This is a genomic window from Brevibacterium aurantiacum (genome assembly GCF_003932995.1).
GTDB classification, from domain to species: domain Bacteria; phylum Actinomycetota; class Actinomycetes; order Actinomycetales; family Brevibacteriaceae; genus Brevibacterium; species Brevibacterium aurantiacum.
The window spans coordinates 227,501-244,286 of the sequence record NZ_CP025333.1; the positions used below are offsets into that span (position 1 = coordinate 227,501).

Genomic DNA, 16,786 nt, shown 5'->3' on the forward strand with positions numbered 1-16,786 from the left:
GCCGCGAGAAACGTGCCATTTACCGCTGCGACTCACAAATTTTGCGGTCCGAGTTCAAGGGGCAAAACATGTCTCGATAACCCGTCTCGACGGAGAATGTCTTACCGTGGTGACTTTTCGGTATTTGTGAGTCATTCTTGAAGTATGAGGCTTCTGGGATACACGAGAGTCAGTACCGCCGGTCAGGATGCGCAGCTCCAGCTCGATGCACTCGTCGGTGCGGGAGTCCAGAAACGGGACGTGTTCTCTGATGTGACTTCCGGCAGTAAGGCGGCGAAACAACGACCGGGAATGAAACGGTTAATCGAATATGCCGAAGATGGTGACACCGTCGTCGTGTGGCGCATCGATCGCCTCGGCCGTTCACTCCTCGACGTTCTGGCAACCGTGAACCATCTCCGCGACCGGGGTGTGAAGATCAGTTCTATTTCAGACAATATTGATCCCGAGACGTCATCGGGTCGGATGATGCTAGGAATGCTCGCCACTCTGGCTGAGTATGAACGTGAGCTCATCACCGAACGTGTCAACGCAGGCATCGTCGCAGCCAAGCTCAACGGCACCAAGTTCGGGCGGCCGCCGCTCGACCCGGACGAGATCGCTGAGAAGCTCGCGATTGCCGAGGATGCCCGAGCGAAAGGTCGAACCGCTGAAGATGCAGCACGCTTGGTGGGCTGGTCCAGGGCAACCTTGTACCGACACCGCCAGGCCTCCGTCACTCACGACACCTTGGCTGAGCCGGGGTGAGACGGGTCGGCTTTTCTTACTGCGCACGTGAGCTAGCTGGCCGCGCACGGCATTCGTCGCCCGCGCCGGCTTCATTCCGGCTGGAAGTCGAGGATCAGTTACTGACAGGCTTTGCTGGGCGTAAAATGTGGTTGTTGAGGTTCGGAGACATGCCCGGGCCGCAACGTTGTCAGGCCCTGACCGGGCCGATCAAGCGGGCGTCTTCGGATGTCCGCTTGATCTTTAACTCACTTGAGGAGGCCTCGTCTTTGAGGTCCTCAGGGGTAAATATTCCGGATTGCATATTAAAAGTTGGGCTTCGGATCTATTGTGGGAAAGTGACCTCTTCCAGCAGGCGCGCCTACGATGTCGTCAGCAGAGACAACAGGCACGATCGTCCCTCTCCTGAGAGTGCCGTCGGCCGATCGCTTGCCGAGCAGCCGCTGCCCGGCGATGACGAGCGCTGGGACGAACTCCTGTCCGACCTCGACGTCGACGACCTCACCGCCACCTTGATGTCACGAGCTATAGCCAGCGGAAGTCACTCATCTCCGATAGCCGACGTCGACCTCCGCCAGGCTGCTCGACTGTCGTTTCAGACCCTGATCGACAACCTGCGAACAGATGGGTGTTCGTCTTCTGCTCCAATGCCAACAGACAGTGAGACCCCTCTTGCTCGACCTGGTCCTCTCCTAGCGGCGGACCGGTTGGCAGGTGGCCACTACCTCACCGTGTTGTGGGAAGGGTTAGTCGGTGTGGCGAAACATGACGATGCTGAACTCCTCATCCGTCATACGTCTGAAGTATTCAGCACCGTCGTCGCCTACACTCTTGAGATCTCAGCGACCGCACATTAGGAGACCAAGGGGTCAGTGGCCCTGACCAAGACCGCCGGTGAGACGGGTATGGAAATCATCGGTATAGTCATTCATTCCGATAATCTTGACCCTCTTGCCCTGCTGTTCGTACTTCGTCTCGACAGCATCGAGTGTTGCCACGGTCGACGCGTCCCAGATGTGTGACTGGGACATGTCGATGACCACGTGATCAGGATCTTTCGTGTACTCGAACAAGGTCGTGAGGTCATTACTCGAGGCGAAGAAGAGTTCGCCAGTGACGGTGTACTTCGCCTCCGCACGTCCCTTGAACTCACCAAGCTCGCGTTCGACAGAGACGAAGTGGGCCACACGCCGAACGAACATCACCGAGGCGACGAACACACCAACAATGACACCGATGGCGAGGTTATGGGTAGCAACGACGACAACGACGGTGACGAGCATGACGAAGGTCTCGCTCTTGGGCAGGCGCTTCAGGGTCGAGATCTTGATCGAGTGCCAGTCGAAGGTACCGACAGAGACCATGATCATCACAGCCACGAGCGCAGCCATGGGAATGATTGCGACGACATCACCCAAGGCAACGACGAGAATGAGGAGGAATAGGCCAGCCAAGAACGTCGAGATCCGAGTCCTGGCTCCAGAGGCCTTGATGTTGATCAACGTCTGACCAATCATCGCGCAACCACCCATGCCGCCGAAGAATCCCGACAGAATGTTCGCGGTTCCCTGTCCCCAGCCTTCTCGGGTCTTATTCGAGTGCGTGTCGGTGACGTCGTCAACGAGCTTCGCAGTCATCAGAGATTCCATCAATCCGACCAGGGCCATCGCCAGGGCGGTGGGCGCGATGATCTGGAAGGTCTCAAAGCTGATCGGGACGTCGGGGAAGAACAGCTGCGGCAGACTATCGGGCAGATCACCCTGATCTCCAACGGACGGCACGTTGATCGCGGCAATGATGACAGCGGCGGTGACGATGACGATCGAGACCAATGGAGCTGGAATGATCTTGGTGATCTTGGGCATGAAGACCATGATGAGTAGGCCCACTGCAACGAGTGGGTAGACCATCCAGGGAACTCCGATGAGCTGTGGCAACTGAGCGATGAAGATCAGGATGGCCAGGGCATTGACGAAGCCGACCATGACGCTGCGCGGGACGAATCGCATGAGTTTGGCAGCACCGAAGAGGGCGAGGACGATCTGGAAAACACCGGCCAGAATGACCGTGGCGATGAAATAGTCGAGCCCGTACTCGTGGGCGATGGGGGCGATGACGAGTGCGATAGCACCGGTAGCGCCAGTAATCATGGCAGGTCGCCCGCCCAGGAAGGCAATAGAGACGGCCATGATGAAGGAGGAGAAGAGTCCGACTCGGGGATCGACGCCAGCGATGATGGAGAACGAGATCGCCTCGGGAATCAGCGCAAGGGCCACGACGAGGCCTGCAAGTGCCTCACGGGTGAGGAGTTTCGGCGATCGCAGAGCGGTCCACACCGAGGGTTCTGGTCTGTACCGTTTGGTGTCGTCGGTTTCGACAGTGACAGTGGTCATCTTCTACCTTCCGGGCAGTAGTGTGCTTCGTGTGTAGAAGCGCGAACAGTGATCAAACGGCGAAGTTGCCAGCAGTGTGACGTGGTGCCTGTCGGATCAGGAAACTGAGAATGAAGGGGCCTGGACGACCCGAACGATTTCCAACTCTACCGTGACGTGAGAGTCGATGCTAATTCGCTGTCTGTAATGTGACGAAGGACAAAGTTCGGGCCAGCGAAAGGCACACGAAATACTGTGCACCAACGGTCAAAAATCGTGCGGCGCTCGTGCTTGGCGCTCAACCTGTCACCAATGGATCGTGATGACGAGGTTGAGAGGTGAAAACGGTGACGGTGGCGATGCCGATCGGAATCACTGCCAGCAGGGCGGCCGGGAGTGCGAAGCTGCCGGTGAGATCGGTGCCCAGTGCCATGGCGTAGGGGCCCAGGGCGGATGCTCCCAGGCTGATCGCGGTGGCTAGTCCTCGAATTGCCCCGATGTTGGTCACTCCGTAATAGCGGGCGAAGGTCGCTCCTTCCATGCCGCGCAGGCACCCGCCTGCGGCACCGAGGATGAGGCCATAGGTGATGGCTGTCCATCCGGGAGAGATCAGGGGCAACATGAGCAGTGCGGCTGAGGTGGTGGCCATGGAGAAGATGATGAAGATCTTGGGATTCATCGAGTCGATGAGAGCACCGATGAGCAGGGTCGCCAACAGTGCCGCGATGGTCTGAGGAATAAAATTCGCCGCCGCCTCGGCCGGGCTCAGTCCTTGTCCGCCGAGGACCGCGATCTGGTGGAAGGCCAGGCCGGTGCTGAGCATCGACGAGCTGGCCACAGCCGCAGCGAGGACCCAGAACATTCCGGTCCGTCGAGCTTGGGACAGTGTCCAATCGGTTAAGGGCCTCACATCGGCAACCTGCGCGCTGTCCGTGTCTACGGACGTTCCTGTGTCATCTTCTATGTCAGGGTCGCATGAGTTGCCAGTTGTGTACTCGCGGCGGCCAGTCGATCGGACGAACAGAATGGCCGGCATGGCCACGACGATGACAGCGAGGGCCTCCCACCGCCAGGTCTGTGCTGGGCCCACTGCGGTGATCAGGCGCTCCAGGGCGACCGGCGCCAAGGAAATGCCCGTCGATCCGATCGCCGAAGCGATTCCCAGCGCCAGGCCCCGACGGTGATCGATGGCCCGGGAGACTGCGGTGACTACGGTCAGGCTCAGTGCCCCTTGCCCGGCCATGCGGACTCCAATGTAGCCGAAGGTCAGCCCGAACAGTTCGTGGGCAAAACTCAACCCCACCAGCACGATCGCGAACCCAATGGCGATGACAGCCATGACGACGCGAGCGTTCCAGCGGTCCGAGGCCTTACCGATGAGAGGCTGGAACGCGGCACCAATGAGAGTGGCGGTGAGATAGGACAAGGACAGGGCGGTTCTGTCGATTCCCACACTCGCAATAAGCGGCTCAGTGAACACCGAGAGGCCGGCTGTTTGTCCAGGTGCGGTCATTGCAGAGATGACTCCGCCAGCCACGACAGTGACGATCCAGGCCAGGCCGATGGACCGATGAGTTGAACGGCGAGAGTCGAGGGAGGAAATGAGTCGGGAGAGCCTTTCGTGCAGTCAATGGTCGAGGGGGAATCTGATACAGCAAACTCTACCGCTACGTGAATGTGCGGGCGGAGAATCCTCGAGATCGTGGATAGCCCGATCCCCCGAGGGCGGTCGGCTTCCTCAAGGGATCGGGCAGTCAGAAGGCGGAGTGGGCTGGCCTGGATTGGTGCAGCACCTTCTCAGCAACACTACCGTAACGGAAGGTTTGCTGGATGGCAACGTGAGCCGGTCGCCTTGCCCTCGGGCCCCAGTGGAACTCTCACGTAACGTAAGGTTAAACTGGAATTCGATCTCGGTTGCTGCCAGTTTCCATGGCATCGACTACCACCAGTCGGACCAGCCATAGTGCGGTTCCACTCAACAAAGAAAGACCCATTCTTTGGCTTCTTCTACGCGTACACTCACCGCTCCTTCCACACTCAAACCTGGAGGCCTTCGGGTCACACCATTGGGAGGACTCGGTGAAATCGGGCGCAATATGACAGTCTTCGAACACCGCGGAAAACTGCTCATCGTCGATTGTGGTGTCCTCTTCCCGGAAGAGCACCAACCAGGCATTGATGTCATCCTTCCCGACTTCACCTCCATCCGAGACCGCCTGGCTGACATTGTCGGCATCGTACTCACTCACGGCCACGAAGATCACATCGGCGGGGTTCCCTACCTGCTGAGAGAACGTCCCGATATTCCCCTCATTGGCTCCGAGCTCACTCTGGCGTTCATCACATCCAAGCTCAAGGAACACCGGATCACGCCGCAGCTGATTCATGTCGAGGCCGGCGACCGGCACGACGCTGAACCCTTCGGGCTCGAATTCGTCGCCGTCAACCACTCAATCCCTGATGGCCTTGCCGTGGCCATTCGCACCGGGGCCGGCCTTGTTCTACATACTGGTGATTTCAAGATGGACCAGTTCCCGCTCGATGACAGGATCACCGACCTGCGGCATTTCGCCAAACTTGCCGATGAGGGCGTTGACCTGTTCCTGGCAGACTCGACCAATGCTGAAGTCCCCGGGTTCACCACCTCCGAGCGTGAACTCACTCCAGCCATCGATCATGTTTTCGCCACGGCACCGAAACGCATCATTGTCTCCAGCTTTGCCAGTCATGTTCATCGCATCCAGCAGGTCCTCGACGCCGCGCACGCCCATGGACGCAAGGTCGCTTTCGTCGGTCGATCCATGGTCAAGAACATGGGTATCGCCCGGGATCTGGGATATCTCACGATTCCGCGTGGACTCATCGTTGACTTCAAGAAGCTGCACACTATGCCTGATGAGAAGGTCACGATCGTGTGCACCGGGTCGCAAGGCGAACCGTTGGCGGCCCTGGCGCGCATGGCCAGCGACACTCACCAGATTCGCCTTAATGCCGACGACGTTGTCCTTATGGCCAGCTCCCTGATCCCCGGCAACGAGAATGCGATCTACGGCATCATCAACAAACTCACGGACCTTGGGGTGCGTGTCGTGCATAAAGGCAATGCCAAAGTCCACGTCTCTGGGCACGCCTCTGCGGGCGAGTTGATCTATTGCTATAACCTCATCAAACCGACCTCCGTGATGCCCGTGCACGGAGAATCCAAACACTTACGAGCCAATGCCGATCTGGCGATCCGAACAGGAATCACGCCTGACAACGTCCTCATCGCAGCTGACGGCTACACGGTCGACCTCGTTGACGGTGCTGCTCGGATCTCTGGCAAGGTCGAGGCTGGATTGGTCTATGTCGATGGCGACACCGTTGGCAAAGTCACCGAAAAGACCCTGGGAGAGCGCCGACTACTCCAAGAGGGTGGAGTGGTCACCGTCGTCGCGATCGTTGACGCCGATACCAATACCTTGGCCGAACCACTGGAGTTCATCTCTCGCGGATTCATCCACGACGAGACAATCTTCAACTCAGCGGCAAAGAAGGTCGACTCGGCCTTGGCGAAGCCGGCGACGTCTGAAATTGACGACACGAACGGTCTGGAGGCTTTGATCTCCACCACGATCAAACGCCATCTTGTGCGAGCCTATCGGCGGGCCCCTTTGGTGACTGCTGTCGTCATCTTCGCCTAGACCAGCCTCCTGAACGTCAATGACGAGGAACTGATGGAGAGGCGAGATGACAACGAACCACACGAACGGACACACCCACGACGACGCTGTCGAGGCGGTCAGGCAGGGGGCTCGCCGCCGCACCTTTGCCGTCATCAGTCATCCGGATGCTGGCAAGTCGACCCTCACTGAGGCACTTGCCCTCCACGCTCATGCCATCAGCGAGGCCGGTCACATACATGGCAAGGCCAGTCGCAAAAGCACCGTCTCCGACTGGATGGACATGGAACAAGATCGAGGTATCTCCATCACCTCGGCATCGCTTCAACTGATGTATCGCGATACCGTCCTCAACCTGCTTGATACCCCAGGCCACGCCGACTTCTCCGAAGACACCTACCGCGTCTTGGCAGCAGTCGATGCTGCCATCATGCTCATCGATGCAGCCAAGGGCATCGAGACTCAGACGATGAAGCTCTTCGAGGTGTGCAGACATCGCGGCATTCCCATCATCACAGTCATCAACAAATGGGATCGCCCAGGTCTGGATCCCCTTGAGCTCATGGACGAAATCACTGAGAAGACCGGCCTCGAACCGACCCCTTTGACCTGGCCGGTGGGGATATCGGGAGACTTCCACGGGTTCCTTGACCGAGAAACCGGCGAATATGTTGAGCTCACAGCCACCGCTGGAGGTGCACAGATTGCACCGGAGGAGCATTTCGCACCAGACGAGGCCGCTGCACGGGTCGGCCAGGATTGGACGACGGCCCTCGAAGGGGCGGACCTGCTCAGCGCATCGGGCGACGATCACGATCAGGAGACCTTTCTTGCTGGCCTGTCCACACCAGTGATCTTTGCCGCCGCGGTTCGCAATTTCGGGGTACGACGCCTCCTCGACATCCTCGTTGACCTCGCCCCAGCACCTGAAGCTCGAAACACCGCCAACGGCGAGACTCGTGCTCTCGAAGAACCGTTTAGTGCCTTCGTCTTCAAGCTTCAATCGGGCATGGATTCAGCACACCGTGACCGCCTAGCCTATATGCGCATCTGCTCAGGAATCTTCCGACGCGGCATGAACGTGACCATTGCCCGCACGGGCCGCGGATTCGCGACCAAATATGCTCAGCAGACGTTCGGTCAGTCTCGCGACGTCGTCGATATGGCGTTCCCTGGCGATGTCGTCGGTCTCGTCAACGCCTCAGCATTGACGATTGGCGATACCCTCTACACGCATACGCCTGTTGAGTTCCCGCCGATGCCTACCTTCTCACCGGAGCACTTCGCTGTGGCCCGGGCTTTGGACAACAGTCGCTATAAACAGTTTCGTCGCGGGATCGCCCAACTGGAGGCAGAAGGTGTCGTTCAGGTGCTTCGCTCAGATCTGCGTGGAGACCAGGCTCCCGTCCTCGCCGCTGTCGGTCCCATGCAATTCGAGGTCGCAGACCACCGACTGCGCGGCGAGCTGGGTGCTCCGATCCGCTTGGAGATGCTGAACTATTCGCTGGCGCGTCGTACGGATGAGCGATCGGCGGGCACTCTTAACGCCGAACGCGGTGTGGAGGTCCTCGAGCGGGCAGACGGTGAGCTGATCGCGGTGTTCAGCGACCAGTGGCGCCTGCAATCGGTGAGCCGAGCCCACCCCGATCTAATGTGCAAACCGTTCATGGCCGCAAAAGACTAGCGTCGGCGTCCCCTGACACGGTTGGTGTCTGCGTCTCTTGAGTGCTTGATTCCGCCAGCCCGGAGAGGAAGTCGTCTTCGCCGGAGAAGACCTGCTCGAGCAAGTGTTGGCATCTGATCGCACGTGCTGCGTCTTCGGCGAGGACGCGGGTCAGGAACTCGGCGACCTCGACGCTATTGCTGTTGTTGATCGCCTCGATTTCACGCCCATGATCGGAGGCGAAGCTGCGTGAGTGTTCATACAGTGATGACAGTACTTGGACAGTTGTTTCGTTGATACGAGGATTGACAGGCAAATCGGCCTACTTTCTGTAGAGATTTCACGTGTGTGATGAGCGTGTGATGTCAGACGTCGACAGGCATCTCAGGAAAGACCGTCCAGAGGTCACGGACGGTGCGGAAAGAGGCATCCGGATCGACCTGCGACAGTGTCTCGAGTACCTCCTTCCGGGCGTGGGCTGTGCGGGCGGCCTCAATCAACTGAGTTGAGGAGACCGAGGTCGATCCAAATGCAGACGATATGGCGCGTACCAGTTCGAGACGAGTGACCGGATCCATAGTGAAAACCTCCTAAGTCGTGGGACAGGTCCAGGCTGTCCCGGCAAAGACACCGCCCGGTAGACGGCGAAAGCGATACGGAGTCAACCGCTGCCGTTGCCCTCATCAGTGCCAGGGCGGTCGGTGAGCAGCGCGGTTGCCTATGGCCTTAACTCTACCCTTACGTGAGTGTTGAGTCGACAATGTGGTCGTCTCGCGACCTAATGCTCGTAGACTGTATCGACAGGTGCGAAATCATGAACTCGGGGCAAGGTGTGCGCCGCCAGGAGATTACGAAAGTGTGGGTGGGTAGTGTGACCGATGACCATGTAATGCACATCGGAGAGGTGGCAGACCGCGCTGGCCTGTCACTGCGGACGATACGACATTACGACGAGATCGGCCTGGTCGCTCCTTCTGGGCGAACCGACGGAGGATTCAGGCTTTATTCTCCCGCCGACCTCGGGCGTCTCGTTCTCATTAAGAACATGAAGCCCCTCGGCTATTCTCTCGAGCAGATGTCGGAGTTGCTATCGGTCATCGATTCGCGCGCCTCTGGAGCCGGCGCTGGTGCCGAGGAAGCACTGGAGGCCTTCCGGCAGGACGCCGCACAGCGGCGGGAGCGTCTCGTGGTGCAACTGGCCAAGGCCGACGAATTCATCGCCGAACTTGGAAGCGTGTAGAACCCCCCACACTCCAGAGCGCGTTACCTCCGGGTGGCCCGACTTCAACTCTACAGTTACGTAAATGTAGAGTTATAGGTGGATACCCCTGTGGAACGGAGCACTCATGACAGAATCCCAGATGGAAACTGAGGAGCGACAGAAGCTGGCGGCGACTCTTGCCCTCATCGACACCGAACTCGTCCGAGTCGCCGATCAGATCGCGACGAGTGATGCCACGATCCAGTCGCAGAAGGAACTCATCTGGAATAACCAACGCGATATGGACGCCGCGGAGAAGGCAAATATCCGCACACTGGTCTCAACGGCCGTCGGCCTGGGAGAGTACACGGTAAAGACGCGCAAGAGGATCGAGAAACTTCAGGATTCTCCTTATTTCGGTCGTGTCGATTTCACCCGCGACAAGCCTGAGCGCACAGGTTACTCGGCGGATGCCTCCGATGAATTTCCTGCTGAGGAGATCTACATCGGCGTCCACAATTTCTATCGCCCTGGTACCAAGGACATCCTCGTACACGACTGGCGGGCGCCTGTATCGAGCCTGTTCTATGACTACGAGTCGGGCCCAGCATCTTTCACTGCCCCTGCTGGCCAGATTGATGGTGAAATCACTGGCAAACGGCAATACAAGATCGCCCAGGGGCAGATGGAATATGTCATCGAGTCGGCTCTCAACATCGACGATGAGATACTCCAGCGAGAACTCAGCCGCTCCGCCGATGACAAAATGCAAAACATTGTCGCGACCATTCAACGTGAGCAGAACGCGATCATTCGCAACGAGGCCGCTGAAGTGCTCATCCTGCAAGGCGTGGCTGGGTCCGGCAAGACATCGATCGCTCTTCACCGAGTCGCCTTCTTGCTCTACCGGTTCAAAGAGAGCCTCAACTCGTCAAATGTCATGATCCTCTCGCCCAACAAGGTCTTCACCGACTACATCTCCGGAGTGCTGCCGGAACTCGGTGAGGAACAGATCGCTGAAATCGATTTCGGGACCCTGGCAGAGAAATATCTGCCTCCCAAACTGGGCTTCCAGACTTTCAATGAGCAGGTCTCTCACGTTCTCGAGCATCCTCACGACGCGGCTTCCGATCGGATGCGGCACAAAGCCGGAGCTGATTTCGTCGATGATCTCGAAACCTGGATTCACACCGAAATCGCCACCACACTCGCCCCGAGTGCGGTCAGCCATCGTGGGGAGGAGATTTCGGCTGCGGAGATGGCCGAAATCTTCGAACGATGCAGTTTCCTGCCCGTCTTCGCTTGTCTCGAACGCGCGGCGAAGATTGCCGTGACCACTCTGGGACAGCGTTTTAAGAAGGATCGTCGCGGGTGGAAGACCGCTGACGAACGGGAAGTCAGGAAGCAGGTTCTCGGACTGTTCCCCTATAAGGACCCGTTGTCGATGTATAAGGCGTTCCTGGCCTCACGCGAAGAGAAGGGGCTGTTTGTCATGGCCGGGCGCAATCGACTCGAATACGCTGATGTCTTTCCGCTTATTCTCACGCGGCTGAGGACGACTGAGTTTGAAACCTATCAGAATATCCGCCACTTACTCGTCGATGAGATGCAGGACTACACGCCGGCTCAATACGCCGTAGTCAAAGCGCTTTTCCCCTGTCGCATGACGATTCTTGGCGATGCTGATCAGAAGGTGAACCCATTCAGCTCCTCGAGCCTGTCGACGATCCGCGAGATCTTCCCCGAGGCCAACTGTTTGGAGATGTATCGCAGCTATCGCTCGACGTCTGAGATCATTTCCTTCGCACAGGGCATCTCACACAATGATCGCCTCGAATCGGTCGATCGGCACGGCCGACCCCCGGAGGTCATTCGCACCGAGGACACACTCGACGAGGTGGCCGTGATCACGAATCTGATCGATTCTCATTCAGCAGGGCCACAGCAGTCGCTGGGCATTGTGTGCCGAACAATCGAACAAGCCAGGGAATTGCATGATGCGTTGAGAGAGGCAGGTGCTGACATGACCTTACTCGACTATGACAGCGAGGAGTTCGCAAGCGGAGTGGTCATCACTTCGGCTCACGTGGCCAAAGGTCTCGAGTTCGATACGGTGATTGTGCCTGGCGTGTCCGCTGACAGGTACACGTCCGACGTCGACAAAAGCATGCTCTACATCGCCTGCACCAGAGCAATGCACGAACTGTACCTCACCTATTTCGGCGAGCTTCCGTCCTATCTCGCCTTTGCCGAGCCGACGAATGACAGAACAGTGTCTACCCGAGGTTCGTCGAGACAAGCAGCCGTCTTCGGATAGGGCACGAGGGCCCTGATGACACCGTGCCTGTCTCCTTCGCAGGCGTAGAATTTCACAAGGTGCAGACACACGTCATCTCGGAGGAGTCAGGGTGCGCCCAACTGGACTGATCGACAATTCAGACAAACGAGCCAGAAGCGAAATCACTTCAGTATTTAAACGGCTTGAAGACGGATTCCATCAGCAAGACGCCGACATCTTCGATGCCCATTTCAGTCGAGACGCCGTCCAAGTCACTGCCGCAGGTCAAAGAATGACTGGTTGGGACGCGATCCATAGCTATCACAAAGAACGCTTGGAAGGGCACGCGCACGGTCTTCACGTTGCCTTGAAGGTGGAGAGCGTTGGCTTCCTCGCCCCAACGATTGCAATTGTGCACACGCTTCAGGAGACGACTGCGGGTGAAGGTGATGTGCGGTGTAACTCGGGCACGTGGACGCTGATCGAGTGCGCCGGCAAGTGGTGGATCTGTGCAGTCCAGCAGACCAACGTCGTTGCCCTGCCCTCTGACTGGAGTGCTCATGCAGACAGCGACGTCCGGTAAGTGTGCCGGAACAAGGAATTCAGGACGTTGAGATCTCAAATGCTGAATCTCCCAGCAAGGAGGCAGGAGGAATATCGGAATTGGCAGCTTCACTCGAGTGCACCGGAATGAATCGTGATTTAAATTGGACCGGTCTGCTCGCAAACTCAAAGGATGTTCGTGCCCATGCACTAGCCGAAGGGTTCGACCACGTCCTGCACGGGATTTGTCACCTCTCCTTGCATCAGCCCCTTCAACCCTATGTGACATTGCCCTCTGAGAGGGAGCGTCGACAGGTGAAAGCTAGACTGTTGCATTAGGTGAATAATGCTCAGACTGCTCGTCAGCGAGCAGGCACAACACAGTCAAGTGTCGTTTCGAGTGGTGTTGGCCGATGGCGGTGAGGCCGAGTTCGGTCAGGCTGAGTGTGGTGTCGAGGCATGGCGGGGTAAAGTTGTGCATCAGGGACCTTGGGTCGTGATGGAGTCTTGAACACCTACATCATTGCACCCAGGGTCCCGTTTCTTGCGCTGCTTGAGGGTGGCTATCGCACCGCCCTATTTATGACACTCCTATAGTGTTTCGTCAAGCGACGGCCACCTCTTTTCTGGGATGAAGAGTCTCGACGATGAGGGGATAGAGCTGGCGGACGAGGTAACGCTTCAGGCAGCGGATGATTTCCATCTTGGTCTTGCCTTCAGCAGTTCGCCGCGCCACGTAGTCGCGGGTCTCCTGGTTGTAACGCAGCCGCACCATCACGATGTGATAAAGCGCGGAGTTTGCCTGCCGGTCCCCAGCGCGGTTGAGTCGGTGGCGTTTAGTCTTACCCGACGATGCCGGGATTGGGCAGACCCCGGCCAGTGCTGCGAACGCGGCTTCTGAACGTAGCCGATCAGGGTTGTCCCCGGCGGTGATCAACAGTTGCGCGACGGTGTCTCGGCCGCAGCCGAAGACCCTCATCAGGTCGGGAGCGTGGTCGTCCAGTAGTCGCTGCAGGTGCCCAGCCAAGTCCTCTATCTGCCCGGTCAGTGCTTGCCAGCGCCTTGCCAGCAGCCGCAGGCTGTAGGCCGTGGCCTCGGCGGCGGTGACCGGTGTCGCTGTTGGTCGCGATGCCGCCAGTGCTGCAATCAGTTTGGGAGTTGACAGGCCCTTGTAACGTGTACGCAGATCCTCTGGGGCTGTGATCAGCATCCCCTTAATCTGATTGATCGTCGCAGTCCGAGCCTGCAGCGCCGAGGACCTTGAGGTCCGCAGTACTCGCAGCGACTCCACGAGCCCGTCCCCGCCCTTGGGCGCCGCGCTGGCTCTGCCACCCAGCACAGCCTCAGCGGCGGAATAAGCATCGAAGGGATCGCTCTTGCCGTGGAGTCGCCGGTCGAACCGGTTGGGTCGATTCACCTCGAACACCGTGATGCCTGCCTCCCGCACAGCTCGGGTGACCGCGGCTCCATAGGAGCCGGTGCACTCGATGCCCACGCTGACCAATCCAGGCCAGGAACCCAAAAACCGCAATGCTGCCTGGTACCCAGTCGCGGTAGTCGGTATTTGAGCATCAGCCAGTCGGCGCCCGGCTTGGTCGATCACCGCGAGGTGATGTGTGTCCGCGTGCGTGTCGATCCCGCCGTAGACCTTAACCTGCTTATCGTTCATCATGGGAACTGCGCCCCTTCTTTTCGAGTTCTCGGGTGCGCAGCTCAGCCGGCGTCAGTCAGTTCACTATCGGGGACACGCCAGACTCCTATCAGGACATGACGGCCTGCTGGGCTGCACTTATTACAGTGAGCCGAGCCAGTCGACACGTCGTAAACAGGACAACCCCCAGACAGCGGGGTGTCAGAAGAGCCATGAGTCAGACCCGACCACAAGACCATCATCGATCCGTTTGGTAGAGACCGCCACATCCTTCGAGAAGTCAGACTAACTAGTCCACAAGATCTATAGTGAAGAGCCACATAAGTCCCATTAAACGGGAGTGACCGTCTTCACTTCACGTCTGCTTCTCACATAGCGAACAAATCGCGACCGCGCTCACCACGGGGAACCCGCGAAGAGCTATGTTGTTTGCAGGCGGCAGCACGCAAGGGAGCGTGAGGCCGATCTCTTCCCGCTGTCCGGGAAAGAAGCAGGTCAACGAAGGAGCTCCCACCATGGTTCGGCCCACATCGGTCACGATTCTCGACACAACGCTGCGCGACGGTCTCCAGATCGAAGACGCCATCGTTCCCACCGACGCCAAGGTCGCACTCGGCGAGCAGCTCATCGCCGCAGGTCTCAAGGAGATCGAGGTCGGATCGTTCGTCAATCCGAAGAAGGTCCCACAGATGGCCGATACAGGAGAGGTCCTGCAGCGCCTCCAGTCCCACGAGGCCGAAGGCGTCGACTTCTTCACCCTCGTCTTCAACCTCAAGGGTGCTCAGCGTGCCGTCGACGCAGGGGCGAAGAACATCAAGCTCGTCCTCTCCGCCTCCGAAGGTCACTCGCAGGCGAACTCCGACGCCCCTATCGCCCAGGCCACGCAACGACTCCTCGAAGCCGCGACCTTCGCCAAAGACAACGGGGTGCGCTTCGACATCGCCACCGCAGTCAGCTTCATCTGCCCCTTCGACGGAATCACCGATGCCGACCACCTCGTCGAGGTCCTGCGTCCCTTCGTCGATGCCGGGGCACACGGGGTCGGGGTTGCCGACACCATCGGAAATGCCAACCCATCGCTGGTGGCCAGGAACACCTCGGCGGTCATCGAAGCCTTCCCGGGCAATCCGGTCAACCTGCACCTGCACGACACCTACAACTTCGGAATGGCCAACGTCATCGCCGCACTCGACCTCGGAATCTCGAACTTCGACGCGGCCATGGGCGGCCTCGGCGGCTGCCCCTTCGCCCCGGGCGCAGCCGGCAACATCGGCACCGATGACCTCGTCCACCTCCTGCACCGCGAAGGCGTGAACACCGGAGTCGACGTCGAGGCACTCTCGGCAATCCGGGAGCCTCTGACCTCTGCAGTAGGCCACGAGCTGACGTCGAGCCTCTCCTCGATCCCCGCCGTCCCGGCGGCCTACCATGCTTGAGCAGGGCGAATCCTCGACCGTCGGTGCGGAGGAGCTGCCGCTGGCGGGCATCCGCGTCATCGAGTTCTCCCACATGGTCATGGGGCCCAGCTGCGGGATGATCCTCGCCGACCTGGGCGCCGAGGTGATCAAGGTCGAACCGCGCGGAGCCGGGGACAAAACCCGCTACCTGCCCGGCTCAGGATCCGGGCTCTTCCCCGCCTTCAACCGCAACAAACAGTCCGTGCAGCTCGACATCGCCGAGGCGGCCGACCGTGACGTCGCCCTGTCCCTCATCGATTCCGCCGATGTTCTCCTCGAGAACTTCCGCGTCGGGAAGATGGAATCCATGGGTTACGGCTACGAGGAGCTCGCGCAGCGCAATCCGCGCCTCATCTACTGCTCCCTCAAGGGATTCCTGTCCGGCCCCTATGGTCAGCGCACCGCCCTCGACGAGGTCGTGCAGATGCTCGGCGGCCTGGCGTATATGACCGGCCCGCCCGGACAGCCGCTGCGCGCCGGAGCCAGCGTCAACGACATCATGGGCGGCATGTTCGGCGTCATCGGCGTGCTCTCTGCACTGCGTGTGCGCGAACGCACCGGTGAGGGACAGGTCATCAACTCCGCCCTGTTCGAGAACAACGCCTTCCTCGTCGGCACGCACATGGCTCAGGCCCAGATCAGCGGGGAACCGCTGCGTCCGATGCCCACCCGTCGGGCCACCTGGGCCGTCTACGACATCTTCCGAGACAAGCACGATGACCAGATCTTCGTCGCCGCCGTCAGCGACGGGCAATGGCATGACCTCTGCGACGAGTTCGATCTGAGCCAGCTCGCCGGTGATCCCGAGCTCGAGACGAATCAGGGACGAGTCGACCAGCGTGATCGCATCCACCGCGAACTGCAGGCGGCACTGTCCCGACTCGACCTCGCCGAGATCGAGGAGAAGTGCACCCGCCGCGGACTGCCGGTCGCCCCGGTGAACACCCCGGCCGACCTCACCACCGACGCCCACCTCGTCGCCTCCGGGGCCCTGGCCAGCACCGGTCTGCCCAGCGGTGACCAGGTCGACGTGCCGTTGCTGCCGCTGACCTTCGGCGGTCGTCGACTGGGACTGCGCAGCGATGTGCCCACCCCCGGCGAGCACAACAACCGGTACCGCGACGGACCAGCCGACACCTCGGCGGCGGACTCCGACCCCGGGCAGACAGCGACGACTGACCCATTCGCCACGGACACCGATGTCGAAGAGTCGAAGACGCAGTCCCAGTAACA

Annotated in this window: 13 protein-coding genes and 1 pseudogene; 9 read left to right on the forward strand and 5 right to left on the reverse strand. The window is 59.3% G+C overall.

Going from position 1 to position 16,786, the window contains the following annotated elements:
- Positions 1–144: 144 nt before the first annotated feature.
- Positions 145–747: a recombinase family protein gene (locus CXR25_RS01085; RefSeq protein WP_125240296.1), complete on the forward strand. Its 603-nt coding sequence runs from the start codon at positions 145–147 to the stop codon at positions 745–747.
- 317 nt (positions 748–1,064) lie between these two features.
- Positions 1,065–1,583 carry a hypothetical protein gene (locus tag CXR25_RS01090; protein ID WP_125240297.1) on the forward strand — a complete coding sequence of 173 codons (519 nt, stop codon included), beginning with the start codon at positions 1,065–1,067 and terminating at the stop codon, positions 1,581–1,583.
- A gap of 12 nt (positions 1,584–1,595) precedes the next feature.
- On the opposite strand, the gene CXR25_RS01095 is transcribed toward CXR25_RS01090, so the two are convergent.
- Positions 1,596–3,119: a SulP family inorganic anion transporter gene (locus CXR25_RS01095; protein WP_125240298.1), complete on the reverse strand. Its 1,524-nt coding sequence runs from the start codon at positions 3,117–3,119 to the stop codon at positions 1,596–1,598.
- Between the two features lie 277 nt (positions 3,120–3,396).
- Positions 3,397–4,611, reverse strand: coding sequence for an MFS transporter (locus CXR25_RS01100; protein ID WP_125240299.1), 1,215 nt, complete (start codon positions 4,609–4,611; stop codon positions 3,397–3,399).
- Between the two features lie 583 nt (positions 4,612–5,194).
- Between CXR25_RS01100 and CXR25_RS01105 the strand changes: the two genes are divergently transcribed.
- Together CXR25_RS01105 and CXR25_RS01110 are read left to right on the forward strand one after the other, a co-directional pair.
- A complete protein-coding gene (locus CXR25_RS01105; protein WP_125240300.1) occupies positions 5,195–6,781 on the forward strand; it encodes a ribonuclease J in 1,587 nt (528 codons plus the stop codon).
- 46 nt (positions 6,782–6,827) lie between these two features.
- Positions 6,828–8,444 (forward strand): peptide chain release factor 3, encoded by a 1,617-nt coding sequence (locus CXR25_RS01110; RefSeq protein WP_125240301.1) that lies wholly within the window; start codon positions 6,828–6,830, stop codon positions 8,442–8,444.
- A 344-nt stretch (positions 8,445–8,788) separates the two neighbouring features.
- Here CXR25_RS01110 and CXR25_RS01115 read toward each other — a convergent pair whose 3' ends face one another.
- On the reverse strand, positions 8,789–9,001 hold the full coding sequence (locus CXR25_RS01115) for a DUF2795 domain-containing protein (protein WP_009883793.1): 213 nt from the start codon (positions 8,999–9,001) through the stop codon (positions 8,789–8,791).
- Positions 9,002–9,312: 311 nt separating this feature from the next.
- Here CXR25_RS01115 and CXR25_RS01120 point away from each other — a divergent pair, with 311 nt between their 5' ends.
- The 3 genes from CXR25_RS01120 (at position 9,313) to CXR25_RS19260 (ending at position 12,485) form a co-directional block, all read left to right on the forward strand.
- On the forward strand, positions 9,313–9,663 hold the full coding sequence (locus CXR25_RS01120; protein WP_125240875.1) for a MerR family transcriptional regulator: 351 nt from the start codon (positions 9,313–9,315) through the stop codon (positions 9,661–9,663).
- A gap of 106 nt (positions 9,664–9,769) precedes the next feature.
- Complete coding sequence (locus tag CXR25_RS01125) at positions 9,770–11,941, forward strand: HelD family protein (RefSeq protein WP_125240302.1); 2,172 nt, start codon at positions 9,770–9,772, stop codon at positions 11,939–11,941.
- A gap of 91 nt (positions 11,942–12,032) precedes the next feature.
- A complete protein-coding gene (locus tag CXR25_RS19260) occupies positions 12,033–12,485 on the forward strand; it encodes an SgcJ/EcaC family oxidoreductase (protein ID WP_164513915.1) in 453 nt (150 codons plus the stop codon).
- Positions 12,486–12,794: 309 nt separating this feature from the next.
- Here the strand turns inward: CXR25_RS19260 and CXR25_RS19265 are convergent.
- Both CXR25_RS19265 and CXR25_RS01135 read right to left on the reverse strand, forming a co-directional pair.
- A pseudogene (locus tag CXR25_RS19265) lies at positions 12,795–12,926 on the reverse strand (ISL3 family transposase); the annotation flags it as partial.
- 123 nt (positions 12,927–13,049) lie between these two features.
- Positions 13,050–14,117 (reverse strand): IS110 family RNA-guided transposase, encoded by a 1,068-nt coding sequence (locus CXR25_RS01135; protein WP_083248759.1) that lies wholly within the window; start codon positions 14,115–14,117, stop codon positions 13,050–13,052.
- A 494-nt stretch (positions 14,118–14,611) separates the two neighbouring features.
- Here CXR25_RS01135 and CXR25_RS01140 point away from each other — a divergent pair, with 494 nt between their 5' ends.
- Positions 14,612–15,532, forward strand: a complete 921-nt coding sequence (locus CXR25_RS01140) for a hydroxymethylglutaryl-CoA lyase (protein ID WP_009882120.1) — start codon at positions 14,612–14,614, stop codon at positions 15,530–15,532.
- A complete protein-coding gene (locus tag CXR25_RS01145; RefSeq protein WP_101584055.1) occupies positions 15,525–16,784 on the forward strand; it encodes a CaiB/BaiF CoA transferase family protein in 1,260 nt (419 codons plus the stop codon). Before CXR25_RS01140 ends, CXR25_RS01145 begins: the two co-directional genes overlap by 8 nt.
- Positions 16,785–16,786: the final 2 nt, after the last annotated feature.